Genomic DNA, 14,430 nt, shown 5'->3' with positions numbered 1-14,430 from the left:
TGTTCTTTTTTCATGGTGTGCTTCAGAAGCCTGTTCATTCCCAGAAATGCTTTGGAAATGTTACGATAGAAAAAGACTAGTTAGAGATGAGGAGCAGAAGTATTATGGTTGAAAATGGTAAGAAAGCATCTATTCTCCGCCTGATTCCAGGTTTAGTGCTTTGTTTTATTGTCATGATGGCAGGAATCATCGGTGCGGATTGGATTGGCATCGGATTGCAGGCTGCGGGAATTTTACCGGAAGGCGGTGCTAGCCCGATATCAGGCATTTTTGTAGCCATCGTTCTCGGAATCCTGATCCGCAATCTTATCGGTTTGCCGGATGCATTTGCTAAAGGAATCAGTTTTGCCCTTAAATATGCATTGCGTGCGGGAATTATTTTGCTTGGTTTGCGTCTGAGCATGACCGAAGCTTTAAAATTAGGGGCATGGGGATTGCCGCTCATTGTGGCATGTATTTCCGTAGGACTTTTTGTCACATTATTTTTTACAGCAAAAATGAATCAATCCAAGCGATTAGGGACTTTAATCGCTACAGGCACCGGGATTTGCGGCGTTACGGCCATTATGGCGACAGCACCCGTCATTAAAGCGAAGGAAAATGAAATTTCTTATGCAGTCGCCAATATCACGATTTTTGGTTTGCTTGGTATGCTTTTTTATCCGTACTTGGCCAATGCTTTTTTCGCGGATGAGCCGATAAAAGCCGGGTTATTCCTTGGAACGGCTATCCATGACACTGCGCAAGTCACAGGTGCAGCGTTAATATACGATCAATTATATAATTCATCAACAGTGGTAGATGTTGCAACCATCACCAAACTGACCCGCAATGTGTTCATCATCGCTGTCATCCCGTTTGTTTCGTTCTTGTTCTACCGGAACAACAAAGAAAATGGACAGGCAGCCCAATTGCCGAAATGGTATAAATTATTCCCATTGTTTATTTTAGGATTTTTATTCTTGTCATTGTTGCGGACAATCGGTGATTCTACAATGGCTTCTTCCGGCTCGGCTTTTGGAATATGGGATCCGGGTACTTGGGAAAGTTTCTATAGTTTTTGGAGTTCGTTCGGTTCTACTTACATGCTCGGCCTAGCGATGGCAGCAGTAGGGCTTGGTACGAATTTGAAAGTATTTAAAGGAATGGGCATTAAGCCATTCTATATCGGATTTATCGCAGCCATTTCCGTCGGGATGGTCAGTTTACTGCTGATCTCACTATTTGGCGGATTGATTTCCGTGTAAATAATACAAAGGAGCCAGTGGCAAGTGCCACTGGCTTTTTCTATGGAGGAACAGCTTACTCCGATTGAGAATCTCCGGGTAAACGTTTTTTGAAGAAGGGCTAAGGGTATGGAATCACAAAGGACATAAGGAGAGTGGATGAAATGGAAGTTGTAGCGAAAAGGGATTTATTAAAAGACCAGTATGGCAATTATTATTTCGTTTCGTATGCGGGCAAAGACTCATTGACGCTTATAAATGCAGCCTTGTATTATGCATTTAAGGAAATTATGAGTGAAGAACTTGTGGAAAGAGTAAAAGCGCAATACCCCAATGACGTCGCTTGCGGAAAATATTTTGCCGATCTTGTAAAGACGCATATTGATAAAATCGAAAAAGGTGAAGTTCCCGGAAACATTTACGATATTGAGGAAGTAAAAGGCAAATTCGATTTGCATATGAAACCGATTTACGATGAATCGTTTCATTTATGAAAATCTTAACATGAAGCTAAAAAGCTCCTAATGGGGCTTTTTTGTTTGTGATCCAAAATACCGGAAAGAAAGCGTTTTCAATTTTTAAACTCTCAGTCAAAAGTCCGAATATTACGAAAAATACTTTCAATTTTCAGAAATCACTCTATAATGAACCATTATGTATTGAAGGGGATGAAGCGATGTCGAATCTGAGAAATGACTCTTTGCAATTGCATCTGCAGCATAAAGGGAAGTTGGAAGTCCGGTCAAAAGTGGCAGTAGAAAATGGACGCGATTTAAGCCTCGCTTATTCTCCAGGAGTGGCTGAACCGTGCAAGGAAATTGCGCAGGATCCGGCCAAAGTCTACGACTACACGATGAAAGGCAATACAGTCGCCGTTGTCACAGATGGCACTGCTGTACTCGGACTTGGAAATATTGGTCCGGGAGCTGCCTTGCCTGTCATGGAAGGAAAAGCTGTGCTTTTTAAAGAGTTTGCCGGAGTGGATGCTTTTCCGATTTGCCTTGGAACAACAGATGCCGAAACCATTATCCAGACGGTAAAATTATTGGAGCCTGGATTTGGTGGTGTGAATTTGGAGGATATCTCAGCACCGGCTTGCTTTATCGTGGAACAGCGCTTAAAAGAAGAGATGAATATTCCTGTATTCCATGACGATCAGCATGGAACCGCCATTGTTACTTTAGCTGGCTTGGTCAATGCGCTAAAATTGGTCGGCAAAGAAATTGCCGACACGAGAGTCGTTGTGAACGGAGCAGGCGCTGCGGGGATTGCTGTGGTCAAGCTTCTTCATAAATTCGGCTTTAACGACGTAATTATGTGCGACACAAAAGGTGCGATTTTCAAAGGCCGAGCTTATGGAATGAACCCGTTTAAAGAAGAAGTTGCAGAGATGACCAACTCCGAACGCAAGGCAGGTTTGCTCCATGAGGTCATTATTGGCGCGGATGTTTTTATCGGCGTTTCTGCAGAAGGTGCATTAACTGAAGAAATGGTGAGAACCATGGCGGAAGGTCCTATTATTTTTGCGATGGCAAATCCGAATCCTGAAATCTTGCCGCATGAGGCTAAGCGTGCAGGAGCCAAAGTAATCGGTACAGGACGGTCGGATTTTCCAAACCAAGTGAATAATGTATTAGCTTTCCCAGGCATATTCAGAGGGGCGTTAGATGTGCAAGCCAGTGAAATCAATGATGCGATGAAAATTGCAGCGGTTGAAGCCATTGCCGATTTGATTGAAGAAGATGAACTCCACGAGGATTATGTCATTCCTGCTCCTTTTGATCTGCGCGTGGCTACAGCAGTTGCCAAAGCGGTAGCGGCTGCCGCAATCGAAACAGGCGTTGCCAACTATGCTGCTTGCCCAAATCAGATTGATGAAACCGCGGAAAACTTAACCGCAGTGATTGTGAGAGAATAACAATATATATAGAAGAAAGCCGTTCATCTTTTGTAAAGGTGAACGGCTTTTTAGGTTGTGTAGAAGCATGAGAAAACTTGATGTCTGTCCGGGTTCGTATCTTGCTTTATTTAGTTAATACAGGTTGTAGGCTAGCTTCGCGTACTTTTTTTAATGCTTGTTCGAGATCTTCGAGCAAGTCATCAGCATATTCCAAACCAACGGACAATCGCAGCAAACCGTCGGTGATTCCTCGCTGCTCACGCTGTTCTTTTGGCATAGATGCATGAGACATGGTCGCTGGGTAGGAAAGAATTGTTTCAACTGCCCCGAGCGATACTGCGAAAACCGGAATTTGCAAGCTGTCGACGAAAATTTTGGCTGCGGCTTTATCGGCGAGGCGCAGGGACAGAACTGCACCTGCTCCACGTGCTTGGCGTTCATGTATCGGATTTCCCGGATGGAAACGGAAACCGGGGTAATATACTTCTTCTACTACGGGATGGCTATGCAAATAATCGGCAATAATTCGAGCTGATGCGGACGACTGTTTCATACGGGCACCAAGTGTTTTAATGCCTTGGATAAGTGAATAAGAATCTTGCGCCCCTAAAATCGAACCGAATGTGTTTTGGATAAAAGCGAGCCGGCTGCCGAGCTCTTCGTCTTTTGTCACAGCGAGTCCGGCAATGATGTCACTATGGCCGGAAAGGAATTTTGTAGCGCTATGCAAGACGATGTCTGCTCCAAGGTCAAGTGGGTTTTGATAAAGAGGCGTCATGAATGTATTATCGACAAAAGTTAAACAATCGTTCGCTTTTGCAAGTTTAGCTGCGATTTCAATATCTGTGATGTTCATCACCGGGTTAGAAGGTGTTTCAATATAGATGACTTTTGTATTTTCGCGGATGGCAGCGGCCATCTCACTGAGATCGGTCATATTGACGAATGTGTAGTCGATATTGAATTTATTCAGCACTTCTGTGACGAAACGATAAGTTCCGCCGTAGACATCTTCAGAAACGAGAACATGGTCTCCGGCAGATAAAAGCATGAAAGCAGAGGAGATCGCAGCCATGCCGGAAGAAAAGGCAAATCCACGGGTGCCGTTTTCGAGTTTCGCAATCGTTTCCTCTAATTTTTGACGCGTTGGATTGCCTGAACGGCTGTAGTCGAATGGTCCGAACTCATCGATATTGGGCTGATGATAAGTGGAAGACAAGTAAATAGGGACGTTGACTGCCCCTGTTTCTTTGTCTACGCCAGTTGAATGGATAAAACGAGTCTCTAAATGATTTGCCATCATGAAAACCTCCTATTAGTTGTAGAGAACGGTTCTGGTTAATGCATAGAAAAACGGGGCTTTCTTCAGCAAGAAGAAAGCCCCGTTTTATAGGGAACGCGTTCTTCTCATCTTTAAGGCATATGCCTTTTGGAATTAGCACCGTGGCCTTCGTCAGGCTGGTTGCTGAGACATCAAAGGGCCAAATCCCTCCATCTCTCTTGATAAGAAATAAATAATATGAAGTTATGGGTGGTGCGATGTCTTCAAGCTTAAACCATCTCACCAGAAACTGCAAGAGAAATTGTGAAAATATTCTTTTAAATGGAAAAAACGTTTTAAGATTTAAACGCTTTATAGGCAAATGGGCGATTTCTTTTAATTCGAAAGACGAAAGGTTATAATGGATATTAACACTTTATTTCAAAGGGGTAATCTGATGTATATTGTGACATCCACTGTTGTGGTGCCTGAAGAGAAGACTCAGGACCTCATTGATATTTATCGCAAACGTTCAAGACGAGTAGATAAAGCTCCTGGATTCCATTCTTTCCGGCTGATCCAGAATACAAAGAAACGCAATGAATTGACTGTCCACTTGGAATGGCATTCAAAAGAGGCCTACATGGAATGGGTAAGAAGCAATGAGTTCAAGGAAATCCATGATCTCGAAAAGCATTATCCGGACAAAGCGCTTGCCGGCATAGTGCCAAAAGTCCATCAGTATGAGGTGGTGGCAGAATGAAGCAAGATTTAAAGAAGCAAATTGCCAAAAGCATCGCGATTCAAATATATGAAGCATATCCAACCCTATGGGATCGTTTTGGAGAACACGGATTTGACCATACCGAAAAAGACAATATGCATCATCTCGACCATTTGGAGACGGCGTATGGTTTGAACGATAGACAGGTGTTTCTTGAATATACATTATGGCTGGAAAAGGTATTAACGAGCCGAAATATCGAGTCAGACTTGATCATAGATAATTTTGAAAGACTCATTGGATTATTGGATGCAGAAGTTGAACTGAAAGAAAGAGAATTTATGCAACAATGCCTTCAAGAGGCGATCGATTTGTTGAAAGGCAGCAATTTGAAGAAGGGAGGTTGATCAGATGATCCAACCAACCGAATTAGCCGAACTTTTTTTACAAGGCAACGACCGGGAAGCGCTGGTGCAAGTTCAGCAATTTCTCGACAGCCATAACCGGAAAAAACTTTTTGATCAGCTATTAACACCTGCCATGTACCATATCGGTGAGTTATGGGAAACGAATACCATTTCAGTGGCAGATGAACATCTTGCTACGGCGATTTGCGATTTTGTCGTTTCGATAATTGATAAGCGTGGAGAAGAAACGCATTCTTCAAAACGGAAAGTCATGGTATTAGGGCCTGAGGGTGAAGAACATTATATCGGATTGAAGATGGTCTCAAGCCTTTTCCGTGAAAACGACTGGGTTGTCCATTATTTGGGGCCGAATATGCCGCTTGACCATGCTATAGAAGCGGCCAATCGCTGGCAGCCAGACACCATCGCTTTATCAGCGGCGCTTGTCTATCGTCTGCCAACTTTAAAAGCTTATATCAAAAGTTTCAAAGAGCTGGCGCATGCTCCTGCAATCATCGTCGGTGGCCGAGCGGCTGCATTTGAAAGCAGCCGCATCCTGATTGATGAAGGCGCCATTTTAGTGAAGGACCTCGAGCAACTGGAACACTGGATTAAAACGGGAGAGGAGCCGGATGATGAATACAGAATATCAATATGATGCATTGCCGCTCCCGGCTTTTCGGTTAAACGAAAAGCTCTCCGTGGTCAATTGTTCCGACGAAGCTCGGCGTTTATTTGGCGAGATTTCGTCATTCTTAGAAATTGTGGATGAAGCGAGTGCAAACAAAGCAAAGAAGATGCTGGCTTCTGGAACGGTGGTCGAAAAATTTGAACTGAATGTGATCGCCCAGCCAAGCAATCTGATTTTGGCAGATGTTTTTGCAAAATGGGACAGCCAATTTAGCTTATCTGTAATACTTGTGCCTAAAGACGGTAAAATGGAGAGAGTCATCCAGCAGCTTGGCCAGCTCCGTTCCCGTCTAAATGAAACCGATTATGATTTATTTCTGGAAAAAGAACGGACTGCGGGCTTGTTGCAGCAAGTCCAAGAGTTATCCGCTCCTTGCATCCAATTGGATAGGGACCGGCTCTTAATACCGTTATTTGGGGAATTATCCAGAGAAAAAGTGGAAGCCGTCAGTTCCCGCTTGTTGGAAAATATTTATCAAGTAGATGCGGAAATGGTCATTCTGGACTTTACTGCAATGACTAAAATTACAAGTCAGGGATTGACCAGCTTAGAATCTCTTTTGCAGACAATCTCCGTGATGGGGACAGAAAGCATTATTTGCGGAGTGAAACCGATTCATGCTAAAAAGCTTCATCATCTTCAATCGCTATTGTCCGTAAAGTTTATTTCTTCTTTGCAGGAAGTAATTGCTTTGCGCCCAGAAACCAGCAAAAGCTGACTCGAAAAATCCCGAGTCGGCTTTTTTATGTGGCAGAAATTAGCGTGGGGATACGGGGGGACCTGAGCTTGTCGCGGCTGGCGAGCTGCCTGCGCTTTTCGTTGTCCAGTTTCCAGCGCCCAGCCCCTCGGGGTCTTAAGTCAGCCCACTGCGGAAATCAGGATTTCCTGCGTGTTCTGCCTTAAGCCTGTCGGGGCTAGATGGGCGCTTGCGCTTTTCTCGTCTGAGCTGATTGCATGCCTTTATTTGGCAAAATCGCTACAATATTAGTGACAAGGAGTGAAGATCAGATGAATCAAAAGAAATTTGAAAATGTTCCCTTATCCGTTTTGGATTTAGCGCCGATCAATGAAGGCAGCGAAACGGCTGAGTCTTTTGCAAATAGTGTAGAACTTGCCCAGCATGTAGAGAAATGGGGCTTTAACCGTTACTGGCTTGCTGAGCATCACAATATGCCAGGAATCGGCAGTTCTGCGACTTCTTTATTAATTGGCCATATTGCAGGCCATACGAATACGATCCGAGTGGGGTCAGGTGGGGTTATGCTGCCTAACCATGCACCGCTCGTCATTGCTGAACAGTTTGGAACGCTCGAGACGATTTATCCAGGACGGATCGATCTTGGATTGGGACGGGCGCCAGGGAGCGACCAGGCAACGGCTTATGCGCTCCGCCGAAATTTGCAGAGCAATGTGGATGAATTTCCGCAGTCTGTCGCTGAACTGCAGAATTATTTTTCCGATAACCCGGTTGGCCGCGTCAAGGCTTATCCAGGAATCGGCTTGAATATTCCTTTATGGCTATTGGGCTCAAGCGGCTATAGCGCCCAGCTTGCAGCAGTGAAAGGATTGCCTTTTTCGTTTGCCAGCCATTTTGCACCGGACTTTACGATGCAAGCCATGCAATTGTACCATCAGAATTTCAAACCATCGAAAGACTTGCAAGAGCCTTATGCAATGGTTGGGGTCAATGTGATCGCAGCCGATACTCAAGAACGGGCTGAGTGGTTAGCGACTTCAAGCCAAGCGCAAATGTTTGCTTTGATGCGCGGAATGCCAACAACTTTCATGCCGCCAATCGATAATTTGGAAGAGGAATGGACGGACCGTGAAATTGCGATTTTCCGTGAGAAATTGGATTCGGAATCGATGATTGTCGGGACACCGGATGTGGTTCGTGAAAAACTGCGCAGTTTCATCAATAAAACAAGAGCGAACGAAGTAATCATCAATTCGCAGATTTTCCACCAGAAAGATCGTCTGCGTTCTTATGAAATCGTTGCCGAATTAATGGAATGAGCAAAAAATGACCCTGAGAAAGCATGGCTTTCTCGGGGCCTTATTTTGTTCTAAGATAAAATTTTAGTGGAGCTCTTCCGCCTTCTTTGCGTCTCGCTTCACTTCTTCAGGTGCATCATCCTCAATAGCCGCATAATCCGGTCCGCCTTCGCCAATCATATTCAAAGCCGCATAATAATCTTCATCCAAGAGACGGGTAATTTCTTTTTGGTCCACTCGAGCGCGTTCCATGATGAAATAGCCTCCTTATGAATAAAATCGTTAGCTGAAGGATGATGGATGAATTATTCTCTCTCTGTTAATTATACTGAGTATTCTGTCTTATTGAAAGCGAATGAACTCGGATTTGACTCTTAGCGAGCAGAAAATCGTTTTGAAATACCGGCAATTAGGATTAAGGAAAAAAAGAGCAGGACCGCTACGATCATTCCAAGAGGCATGGCACTCAATTTACTTTTAATAAAATTAGGCATGGTTGTTGCAGGGGGAAGCATGTGTTGCGGACGCTTCTCATTTTTGTATAGATGCACAACCGTATTTCCTGAAAGAGCGGGTTCCCAGACACCTGCCTCTTTTTTTAGCCAAATTTCGATTTCGTCCGATTTGGCAATATCCATCCGGGCTCCGCCTTCCATCTCGAGCCAAGACGGAATATACGTATAATGCACTTCCACAGAGGAACTGGCATCTGCCTCTTCAAGGCCCTTAACGATCGAGGTGATCTGTAAAACCATCTTCCGTTCCTGATATGGGAAATTCGAGTCATCGATTTGTTCGAGCATCTCGTCTTCAATAACGGTGCCAATCAGATGGACTGGCGCTGCTTGTTTAATCGCTTCCACTTCATTTGGATCGGGTGCTGCGAGTGCAATTGCAGGAAAAGCGGCGAGCATGAAGAAAACGATTGTCCATATTTTGGCCATGAGATCCTCCCGTATTTTTAGAGTTAGACGCTTGAAGAGGACGATTGTTACAAAAAAAATCCGCAAAAGCGAAACTGCTTTTACGGATTCTAATCATTTACCTGAATTGATGTCAGCGTTCAGCATCATCGATTCAAAAAAGAGGGAAGGGGATTTTTCATTCCATTCTGCTGAAACCGTATCTGCTGTCCGATTTTCATTTAAATCATAGGCGAGCTCTGTGCGAAGATCGTCTGTTTGTTCGACTTTAACCAATGGTCCAGCAGGCGTCAGCCAATTCAGCTGCTGCTGCCGGTTTTCAGCGGCAAATTGAATCCATTCGTCTTCCGTTTCTTCGGATTCGAAAAATGGAGTTTGGGCCAACATAAACCACGTTTGCACTTGGTGTTTTGGCGGGAGCCAGAAGCTTTTTAGCAAACTGCCTTCCTCTATAGTGAGATCAGGAATTTCGTGGCGCAGTTCCTGGACTTTATTGCCGTTTCCTAGAGGGATTTGGCGCGATACGTATAAGTTCCCTTGCAATATCTCATTCTCAGAAAAAGAGATTGTGCCAAAAGGGTTGCGGGTCGGGTCATTGCCGTATACCGGATCCTCATCGCGTAGAATCGGTTCGTCATTCCATGATTTCACTTTAGCTTCCTTTAAACCGGCTGTGTTCAATGAAAGTGCATAAGGCATCCAACTGGTATTATCGATTTCTTCAAAAATGATTTTCACGCCATTTTCCAAAGTACGCTCGACAAGAGTATAAGTACCAATCGGAAGCCCCAGCAACGTGATTTCATGTTCAGAAATAAGATCTTCATCTTCTTGTACAGACTCTGCATCTGCTAGGGTGAAAAACGTCGGCTTTTCCACCATTAATTTCATTTCTCCTAGCGAATAAACTTCTGTTTCGTTTTTCAGGAACATCATGCCGGTAAATAGGATCAGCGCCATGAAAAAGAAAACAGCTATTGAGAGTATAATCTTTCGAATCAACATTTCCACCTCTATTATTTCAAACTGCTTTGATTATATCATGAGGGCAGGTAAATAAACGGAGGAGATATGAGCATCGGATGAACAAGTGCTGGTTCATAAGGAAGTTGTGCGTAAATAGAAAAAAGCGCCGCTTTAGGCGCTTTTTTTATAAAACTTTCTCCAAAAAATCTCTCGCACGTTCTGTTTTCGGGCTGTTGAAAAATTCAATTGGCTGGCCGTCTTCGACCAATACGCCGTGGTCGAGGAAGATGACACGGTCTGCTACTTCGCGGGCAAAGCCCATTTCGTGCGTGACGACGGCCATTGTCATGCCGGATTTTGCCAAGTCCTTCATGACTTCGAGCACTTCTTTCACCATTTCGGGATCGAGAGCTGAAGTCGGTTCATCGAAAAGCATGAGTTCCGGTTCCATTGCTAAAGCCCGTGCAATGGCAACACGCTGTTTTTGCCCACCAGACAAGCTGCTTGGATAGGCTTTTTCTTTATCCGACAAGCCGACGCGTTTTAGCAATGTCCGCGCCTTTTCTTCGGCCAACGCTTTTTTCTCGCCTTTGACTTTCATCGGGGCATACGTCAAATTCTCCAAAACCGTCAGATGAGGGAAGAGGTGGAAATGCTGGAACACCATGCCAATTTGCTGGCGAATTTTCTGGATGTCTTTTTTGGGACCGGACAAGTCCTGTCCATTTACGATAACTGAGCCCGAAGTGGGTGTCTCCAACAAATTCAAGCATCTCAGGAAAGTTGATTTTCCTGAGCCGGAAGGGCCGATGATCGAGACCACTTCGCCTTTTTTGATTTCGGTGGAAATATCCTTCAGGACTTCGTTGTTTCCAAACTTTTTATACAGCTTTTCTACTTTAATCACTTAGTTTCAACCTCCGTTCGAACAATCTTCCAAGAACCGTCAATCCCATGACCAGACACCAGTAGATCAAACCGACGAACAATAGCGGTTCGAAGTTGCGGAATAGGTCGGAGCCGACGACTTGTGCGCGGCGCATCAAATCAAGATAACCGATGGTTGAAACGATGGCTGATTCTTTCGTTAGAGTGATAAATTCATTCATCAAAGCAGGAAGGATGTTTTTCAATGCCTGCGGCAAAATAATGTCTTTCATCATTGCGCGATAAGGGATGCCTAGAGCTTGTGCCGCTTCCATCTGCCCTTTATCCACAGCTTGTATGCCAGCCCGGATGATTTCTGAAATGTAGGCGGAAGAGTTTAATCCGAATGCTAGGATCGCAGAAAGGAAAGGCGAGATGTCATAGCCGGTTAGTTGCGGGATAGAATAATAAATAATCATCAATTGCAAAATCAGGGGAGTGCCGCGGAAAATCGATGTATAGGCATCAGCGAACCAACGCAGGGGTTTGATGCTGCCGATTTTGAATAAAGCCAAGATCGTCCCGAGAATTGCTCCTAGAATGATGGCAAAGAATACGAATTTCAACGTCACCCAAATCCCTTCCAACATGAAAGGGATATACGGGACGATTTGCGAAAAGTCTAAGTTCATTGTATCCAACTCTTTTCTCTCAGGAAGATTACTCTTGGATCTCCCATTTCTCTTTTAGTTCATCAATCTTGCCGCTTTCTTCCATTTCAGCAAGGACAGCATTCACATCTTCCACAAGATCGCCGCCTTTCGGGAAAGCAACGGCCATTCCAGGGGAAGCGGTTGTCGGATCATCAAATGCATCCAGGTCTTGGGCTTCGATATAGCCTTTCGCCACGGCTTTATCCATATAAGCTGCATCGATGCGGCCGGACAAAATCTCTTGGATCAAAGCTCCGGAATCATCCAATGCTTTCAGCTCGAAATTGATGCCTTCGTCTTCGATGATGCTATTCGCACCTTCTTCTTGAATTGTACCGAGCTGTACACCCACGACTTTTCCTTCGAGATCTTCAAGGCTTTTCACATCCGACCCTTTAGGGGTCAAGAACATCTCGCCGGAATGATTGTATTCTGTAGAAAAGTCGACGTTCTCTTTACGCTGTTCGGTCGCGGACATACCGGCGATAACCATATCCACACGGTCGTTTTGAAGAGCACCGATCAAGCCGTCAAATTTCATATCCGTAATTTCGAGTTTATAGCCGAGTTCATCTGCAATATGGTTGGCCAAATCAATATCAAATCCCACAATTTCCCCATCAACGTTGCGGGATTCAAAAGGGGGGAATTCTGCTGAAGTACCCATTTTCAACACTTTTGTTTCATCCGAAGCTTCCGAGCTTCCTGAAGTTGAGTCATCATTTCCGCAAGCCCCAAGCATTAATGCAGCAGATGCAGCTAAAGCCAATAAAACATTTTTCTTTTTCATATGTAATTCCTCCAAGTTTTCGAATATTTATTCACCTAAATGAATTTTAACAAACTAAATGCAAATAATAAAGGGTTTTTTATTCTATTTAGTGAATAAAAATGTATTTTAACTTTTCTGTATTTTCAGCTATAATAAAAGGGAGAGGTGTGAAGAGGATGAAAAAACTATTGTTGACCGGTTTTGAACCGTTCTTGGACTATACTGTCAATCCGACGATGAAAATAGTGGAAGAGTTAGACGGAGAAAAAATTGCTGGCTATGAGATTATCGGAAAGGTGATGCCGGTAGATTTTAATAAGTCAGGCAAACAATTCTTATCTTACATAGAAGAAGCCAAGCCAGACGCAGTGGTGTCGTTGGGATTAGCAGCGGGGCGCTTTAAGATCACACCCGAGCGTATCGCGATCAATTTTAAAGACGGGGCAGCAGACAACGAAGGGCATAAGCCGGTGGATGAAGCGATTGAGCTTGATGGAGAGCCTGCTTATTTATCAACGCTGCCTATCCGAAAAATGGTTGATCACTTGATTCAAAATGGCTTGCCTGCAGATGTTTCAAATACAGCAGGTGCATATCTATGCAACAATATAATGTATGAAGGTCTTCATCTAGCTGCAATCCAACAGCTGAACATGCCGACTGGATTTATCCACATTCCCGCTTCCCATGAATTGGGGATAGAGCACGGCAATATTCCAAGTTGGCCGCACAGCGACCTAGTAAAAGGCATTCGCCTTTGCATTGAAGTGATGGGAGAAAAGTAAAAAAGCGGTCCGCCGGTAATTCGGCGGATCGCTTTTTTTTAGATAATTTCCCAGTTTCGCTGTTCTGCCACAGTACGGAGGCCTGCTTCTGGTTGAACGGCTACAGGATGGCCGACAAGTTCCAGAACGGGCAGGTCGGAATGGCTGTCCCCATAGGCGAAGCTATTTGCCCAGTCGATTTCTTTTCCGGCCAATACTTCATGGATCTTCTTGGTTTTCATCGCCCCTTGTATGTGGTTGATCTTAGCTTGATGATCCAAGATGCTATTGGTATAAGGGATTTCCGTACCGATAATGGCCTGGATCGGCAAGTTATCGGTAACTGAATGAAGCAAAGGAGTGAAGGCGCCAGAAACGAGCATCACATAATCTCCCTTTTCGACATGATTTTTTAGCCGCTCAACAACTTTTGGGTTAAAATCATGCTGCATTTTGTCGGCAATCTCTGTGAAATAGGATTCCATTTCCGGTTTAGTAAAACTCTTAAGCGCAGTTAGGTAAGCTTGTACAGACCGTTCACGCATTTTTTGGACAGAGACAAGTTTTAATTTTGAACCGATATAGGGCGGCATAATCGCACGGTAGAACTGGCGATACCTGCTGCTGTGGGTCGGATGGTTTTTTAAATGGTCCATCATCAATTGAAAAGTTTCTTTTGAATACAGGGTTCCGTCAAAATCGAATATTGCTACACGCATGGAAATCACTCCGGTCGTTGTAAATTTCTTGTAATAACATCATACCGGAAACGAGGGGAGTCTTCTACTTGTTTATGATGTGAAAAGAATTATGAAACTTTACAGGATGTTTACCCCGTTTCCAGTGAAGGGTATAGAAAGGAAACGTAACGAGTTTGACAGGAGGTCATCGCATGACGGAAAAAAGGATCACGGTAGGGTATATCGAGTTGACGGAAGATGAATCACAAGAGCTTTATGAGCAAGTGAGCAAAAATAAAAAAATAGATGGCTATGAGGGTTTGCAAAGCTTGATGGAGGATTTCGATTCACGCATCATCGAACCGGAGTCTAAGCCCTTGGCAGATGTATTGGATGCTGAAGAAGCGCCGGCTGAAGAGAAACCTCGAGGCATCCGTTTCATTGAAATTTTTAATAAACTAGAAGAAGATTCGCGTTACCGCATTCAATCGTCCAATCAGGATTGATGCGAGGAACCGCTCCAGCAATTGCGCTGGAGCGG

Annotated in this window: 18 protein-coding genes and 1 riboswitch; of the genes, 10 read left to right on the top strand and 8 right to left on the bottom strand. The window is 44.2% G+C overall.

What is annotated here, in order from left to right; all coding sequences use genetic code 11:
- Nucleotides 1–104: 104 nt before the first annotated feature.
- The 3 genes from AC2EXB_RS13995 (at nt 105) to ystJ (ending at nt 3,144) form a co-directional block, all read left to right on the top strand.
- On the top strand, nt 105–1,247 hold the full coding sequence (locus AC2EXB_RS13995; RefSeq protein ID WP_235196848.1) for a YeiH family protein: 1,143 nt from the start codon (nt 105–107) through the stop codon (nt 1,245–1,247).
- Between the two features lie 143 nt (nt 1,248–1,390).
- Nucleotides 1,391–1,720: a hypothetical protein gene (locus tag AC2EXB_RS13990; protein ID WP_483602030.1), complete on the top strand. Its 330-nt coding sequence runs from the start codon at nt 1,391–1,393 to the stop codon at nt 1,718–1,720.
- 182 nt (nt 1,721–1,902) lie between these two features.
- The gene (ystJ, locus tag AC2EXB_RS13985) at nt 1,903–3,144 is read left to right on the top strand and encodes an NADP-dependent malic enzyme (RefSeq protein WP_483602029.1); all 1,242 of its coding nucleotides are present in this window, start codon (nt 1,903–1,905) and stop codon (nt 3,142–3,144) included.
- 106 nt (nt 3,145–3,250) lie between these two features.
- Here ystJ and AC2EXB_RS13980 read toward each other — a convergent pair whose 3' ends face one another.
- Nucleotides 3,251–4,426, bottom strand: a complete 1,176-nt coding sequence (locus AC2EXB_RS13980) for an aminotransferase class I/II-fold pyridoxal phosphate-dependent enzyme (protein WP_483602028.1) — start codon at nt 4,424–4,426, stop codon at nt 3,251–3,253.
- 104 nt (nt 4,427–4,530) lie between these two features.
- Nucleotides 4,531–4,636, bottom strand: a riboswitch (SAM riboswitch).
- Nucleotides 4,637–4,844: 208 nt separating this feature from the next.
- On the opposite strand from AC2EXB_RS13980, the gene AC2EXB_RS13975 reads away from it, so the two are divergent.
- From AC2EXB_RS13975 to AC2EXB_RS13955, 5 genes are all read left to right on the top strand, one after another.
- Nucleotides 4,845–5,150, top strand: a complete 306-nt coding sequence (locus AC2EXB_RS13975; protein WP_235196844.1) for an antibiotic biosynthesis monooxygenase family protein — start codon at nt 4,845–4,847, stop codon at nt 5,148–5,150.
- Nucleotides 5,147–5,518, top strand: a complete 372-nt coding sequence (locus AC2EXB_RS13970; RefSeq protein WP_483602027.1) for a hypothetical protein — start codon at nt 5,147–5,149, stop codon at nt 5,516–5,518. The genes AC2EXB_RS13975 and AC2EXB_RS13970 overlap by 4 nt, the downstream gene beginning before the upstream one ends.
- A 4-nt stretch (nt 5,519–5,522) precedes the next feature.
- Nucleotides 5,523–6,176 (top strand): cobalamin B12-binding domain-containing protein, encoded by a 654-nt coding sequence (locus AC2EXB_RS13965; RefSeq protein ID WP_235196842.1) that lies wholly within the window; start codon nt 5,523–5,525, stop codon nt 6,174–6,176.
- Nucleotides 6,151–6,927, top strand: a complete 777-nt coding sequence (locus tag AC2EXB_RS13960) for an STAS domain-containing protein (RefSeq protein WP_483602026.1) — start codon at nt 6,151–6,153, stop codon at nt 6,925–6,927. The genes AC2EXB_RS13965 and AC2EXB_RS13960 overlap by 26 nt, the downstream gene beginning before the upstream one ends.
- A 290-nt stretch (nt 6,928–7,217) precedes the next feature.
- Nucleotides 7,218–8,225, top strand: a complete 1,008-nt coding sequence (locus tag AC2EXB_RS13955) for an LLM class flavin-dependent oxidoreductase (protein ID WP_483602025.1) — start codon at nt 7,218–7,220, stop codon at nt 8,223–8,225.
- A 63-nt stretch (nt 8,226–8,288) separates the two neighbouring features.
- Here AC2EXB_RS13955 and AC2EXB_RS13950 read toward each other — a convergent pair whose 3' ends face one another.
- From AC2EXB_RS13950 to AC2EXB_RS13925, 6 genes are all read right to left on the bottom strand, one after another.
- Nucleotides 8,289–8,456, bottom strand: a complete 168-nt coding sequence (locus tag AC2EXB_RS13950) for a hypothetical protein (RefSeq protein WP_483602024.1) — start codon at nt 8,454–8,456, stop codon at nt 8,289–8,291.
- A gap of 122 nt (nt 8,457–8,578) precedes the next feature.
- Nucleotides 8,579–9,148 carry a hypothetical protein gene (locus AC2EXB_RS13945; protein ID WP_483602023.1) on the bottom strand — a complete coding sequence of 190 codons (570 nt, stop codon included), beginning with the start codon at nt 9,146–9,148 and terminating at the stop codon, nt 8,579–8,581.
- A 93-nt stretch (nt 9,149–9,241) separates the two neighbouring features.
- Entirely contained in the window at nt 9,242–10,129 is an 888-nt protein-coding gene (locus AC2EXB_RS13940; protein ID WP_483602022.1) for a hypothetical protein, read from the bottom strand.
- 148 nt (nt 10,130–10,277) lie between these two features.
- Entirely contained in the window at nt 10,278–11,000 is a 723-nt protein-coding gene (locus AC2EXB_RS13935; protein ID WP_235196835.1) for an amino acid ABC transporter ATP-binding protein, read from the bottom strand.
- Nucleotides 10,993–11,652, bottom strand: coding sequence for an amino acid ABC transporter permease (locus tag AC2EXB_RS13930; protein ID WP_052650895.1), 660 nt, complete (start codon nt 11,650–11,652; stop codon nt 10,993–10,995). The genes AC2EXB_RS13935 and AC2EXB_RS13930 overlap by 8 nt, the downstream gene beginning before the upstream one ends.
- A gap of 28 nt (nt 11,653–11,680) precedes the next feature.
- Nucleotides 11,681–12,463 (bottom strand): ABC transporter substrate-binding protein, encoded by a 783-nt coding sequence (locus tag AC2EXB_RS13925; RefSeq protein ID WP_251475209.1) that lies wholly within the window; start codon nt 12,461–12,463, stop codon nt 11,681–11,683.
- A gap of 158 nt (nt 12,464–12,621) precedes the next feature.
- Here AC2EXB_RS13925 and AC2EXB_RS13920 point away from each other — a divergent pair, with 158 nt between their 5' ends.
- On the top strand, nt 12,622–13,230 hold the full coding sequence (locus tag AC2EXB_RS13920) for a pyroglutamyl-peptidase I (protein ID WP_483602021.1): 609 nt from the start codon (nt 12,622–12,624) through the stop codon (nt 13,228–13,230).
- Nucleotides 13,231–13,268: 38 nt separating this feature from the next.
- Here AC2EXB_RS13920 and AC2EXB_RS13915 read toward each other — a convergent pair whose 3' ends face one another.
- The gene (locus AC2EXB_RS13915) at nt 13,269–13,928 is read right to left on the bottom strand and encodes an HAD family hydrolase (protein WP_483602020.1); all 660 of its coding nucleotides are present in this window, start codon (nt 13,926–13,928) and stop codon (nt 13,269–13,271) included.
- A 173-nt stretch (nt 13,929–14,101) separates the two neighbouring features.
- Between AC2EXB_RS13915 and AC2EXB_RS13910 the strand changes: the two genes are divergently transcribed.
- Nucleotides 14,102–14,395, top strand: a complete 294-nt coding sequence (locus AC2EXB_RS13910) for a hypothetical protein (protein ID WP_483602019.1) — start codon at nt 14,102–14,104, stop codon at nt 14,393–14,395.
- The last annotated feature ends 35 nt before the right edge of the window (nt 14,396–14,430 follow it).

This window comes from Planococcus alkaliphilus (assembly GCF_057031095.1).
This window is presented reverse-complemented; position numbering and strand designations above follow the sequence as displayed.

What these genes read in the sequence shown, in the direction of transcription:
- AC2EXB_RS13995 (WP_235196848.1), top strand. Translation starts at nt 105, where the DNA reads ATGGTTGAAAATGGTAAGAAAGCATCTATTCTCCGCCTGATTCCAGGT.
- AC2EXB_RS13990 (WP_483602030.1), top strand. Translation starts at nt 1,391, where the DNA reads ATGGAAGTTGTAGCGAAAAGGGATTTATTAAAAGACCAGTATGGCAAT.
- ystJ (WP_483602029.1), top strand. Translation starts at nt 1,903, where the DNA reads ATGTCGAATCTGAGAAATGACTCTTTGCAATTGCATCTGCAGCATAAA.
- AC2EXB_RS13980 (WP_483602028.1), bottom strand. Translation starts at nt 4,426, where the DNA reads ATGGCAAATCATTTAGAGACTCGTTTTATCCATTCAACTGGCGTAGAC.
- AC2EXB_RS13975 (WP_235196844.1), top strand. Translation starts at nt 4,845, where the DNA reads ATGTATATTGTGACATCCACTGTTGTGGTGCCTGAAGAGAAGACTCAG.
- AC2EXB_RS13970 (WP_483602027.1), top strand. Translation starts at nt 5,147, where the DNA reads ATGAAGCAAGATTTAAAGAAGCAAATTGCCAAAAGCATCGCGATTCAA.
- AC2EXB_RS13965 (WP_235196842.1), top strand. Translation starts at nt 5,523, where the DNA reads ATGATCCAACCAACCGAATTAGCCGAACTTTTTTTACAAGGCAACGAC.
- AC2EXB_RS13960 (WP_483602026.1), top strand. Translation starts at nt 6,151, where the DNA reads ATGATGAATACAGAATATCAATATGATGCATTGCCGCTCCCGGCTTTT.
- AC2EXB_RS13955 (WP_483602025.1), top strand. Translation starts at nt 7,218, where the DNA reads ATGAATCAAAAGAAATTTGAAAATGTTCCCTTATCCGTTTTGGATTTA.
- AC2EXB_RS13950 (WP_483602024.1), bottom strand. Translation starts at nt 8,456, where the DNA reads ATGGAACGCGCTCGAGTGGACCAAAAAGAAATTACCCGTCTCTTGGAT.
- AC2EXB_RS13945 (WP_483602023.1), bottom strand. Translation starts at nt 9,148, where the DNA reads ATGGCCAAAATATGGACAATCGTTTTCTTCATGCTCGCCGCTTTTCCT.
- AC2EXB_RS13930 (WP_052650895.1), bottom strand. Translation starts at nt 11,652, where the DNA reads ATGAACTTAGACTTTTCGCAAATCGTCCCGTATATCCCTTTCATGTTG.
- AC2EXB_RS13925 (WP_251475209.1), bottom strand. Translation starts at nt 12,463, where the DNA reads ATGAAAAAGAAAAATGTTTTATTGGCTTTAGCTGCATCTGCTGCATTA.
- AC2EXB_RS13920 (WP_483602021.1), top strand. Translation starts at nt 12,622, where the DNA reads ATGAAAAAACTATTGTTGACCGGTTTTGAACCGTTCTTGGACTATACT.
- AC2EXB_RS13915 (WP_483602020.1), bottom strand. Translation starts at nt 13,928, where the DNA reads ATGCGTGTAGCAATATTCGATTTTGACGGAACCCTGTATTCAAAAGAA.
- AC2EXB_RS13910 (WP_483602019.1), top strand. Translation starts at nt 14,102, where the DNA reads ATGACGGAAAAAAGGATCACGGTAGGGTATATCGAGTTGACGGAAGAT.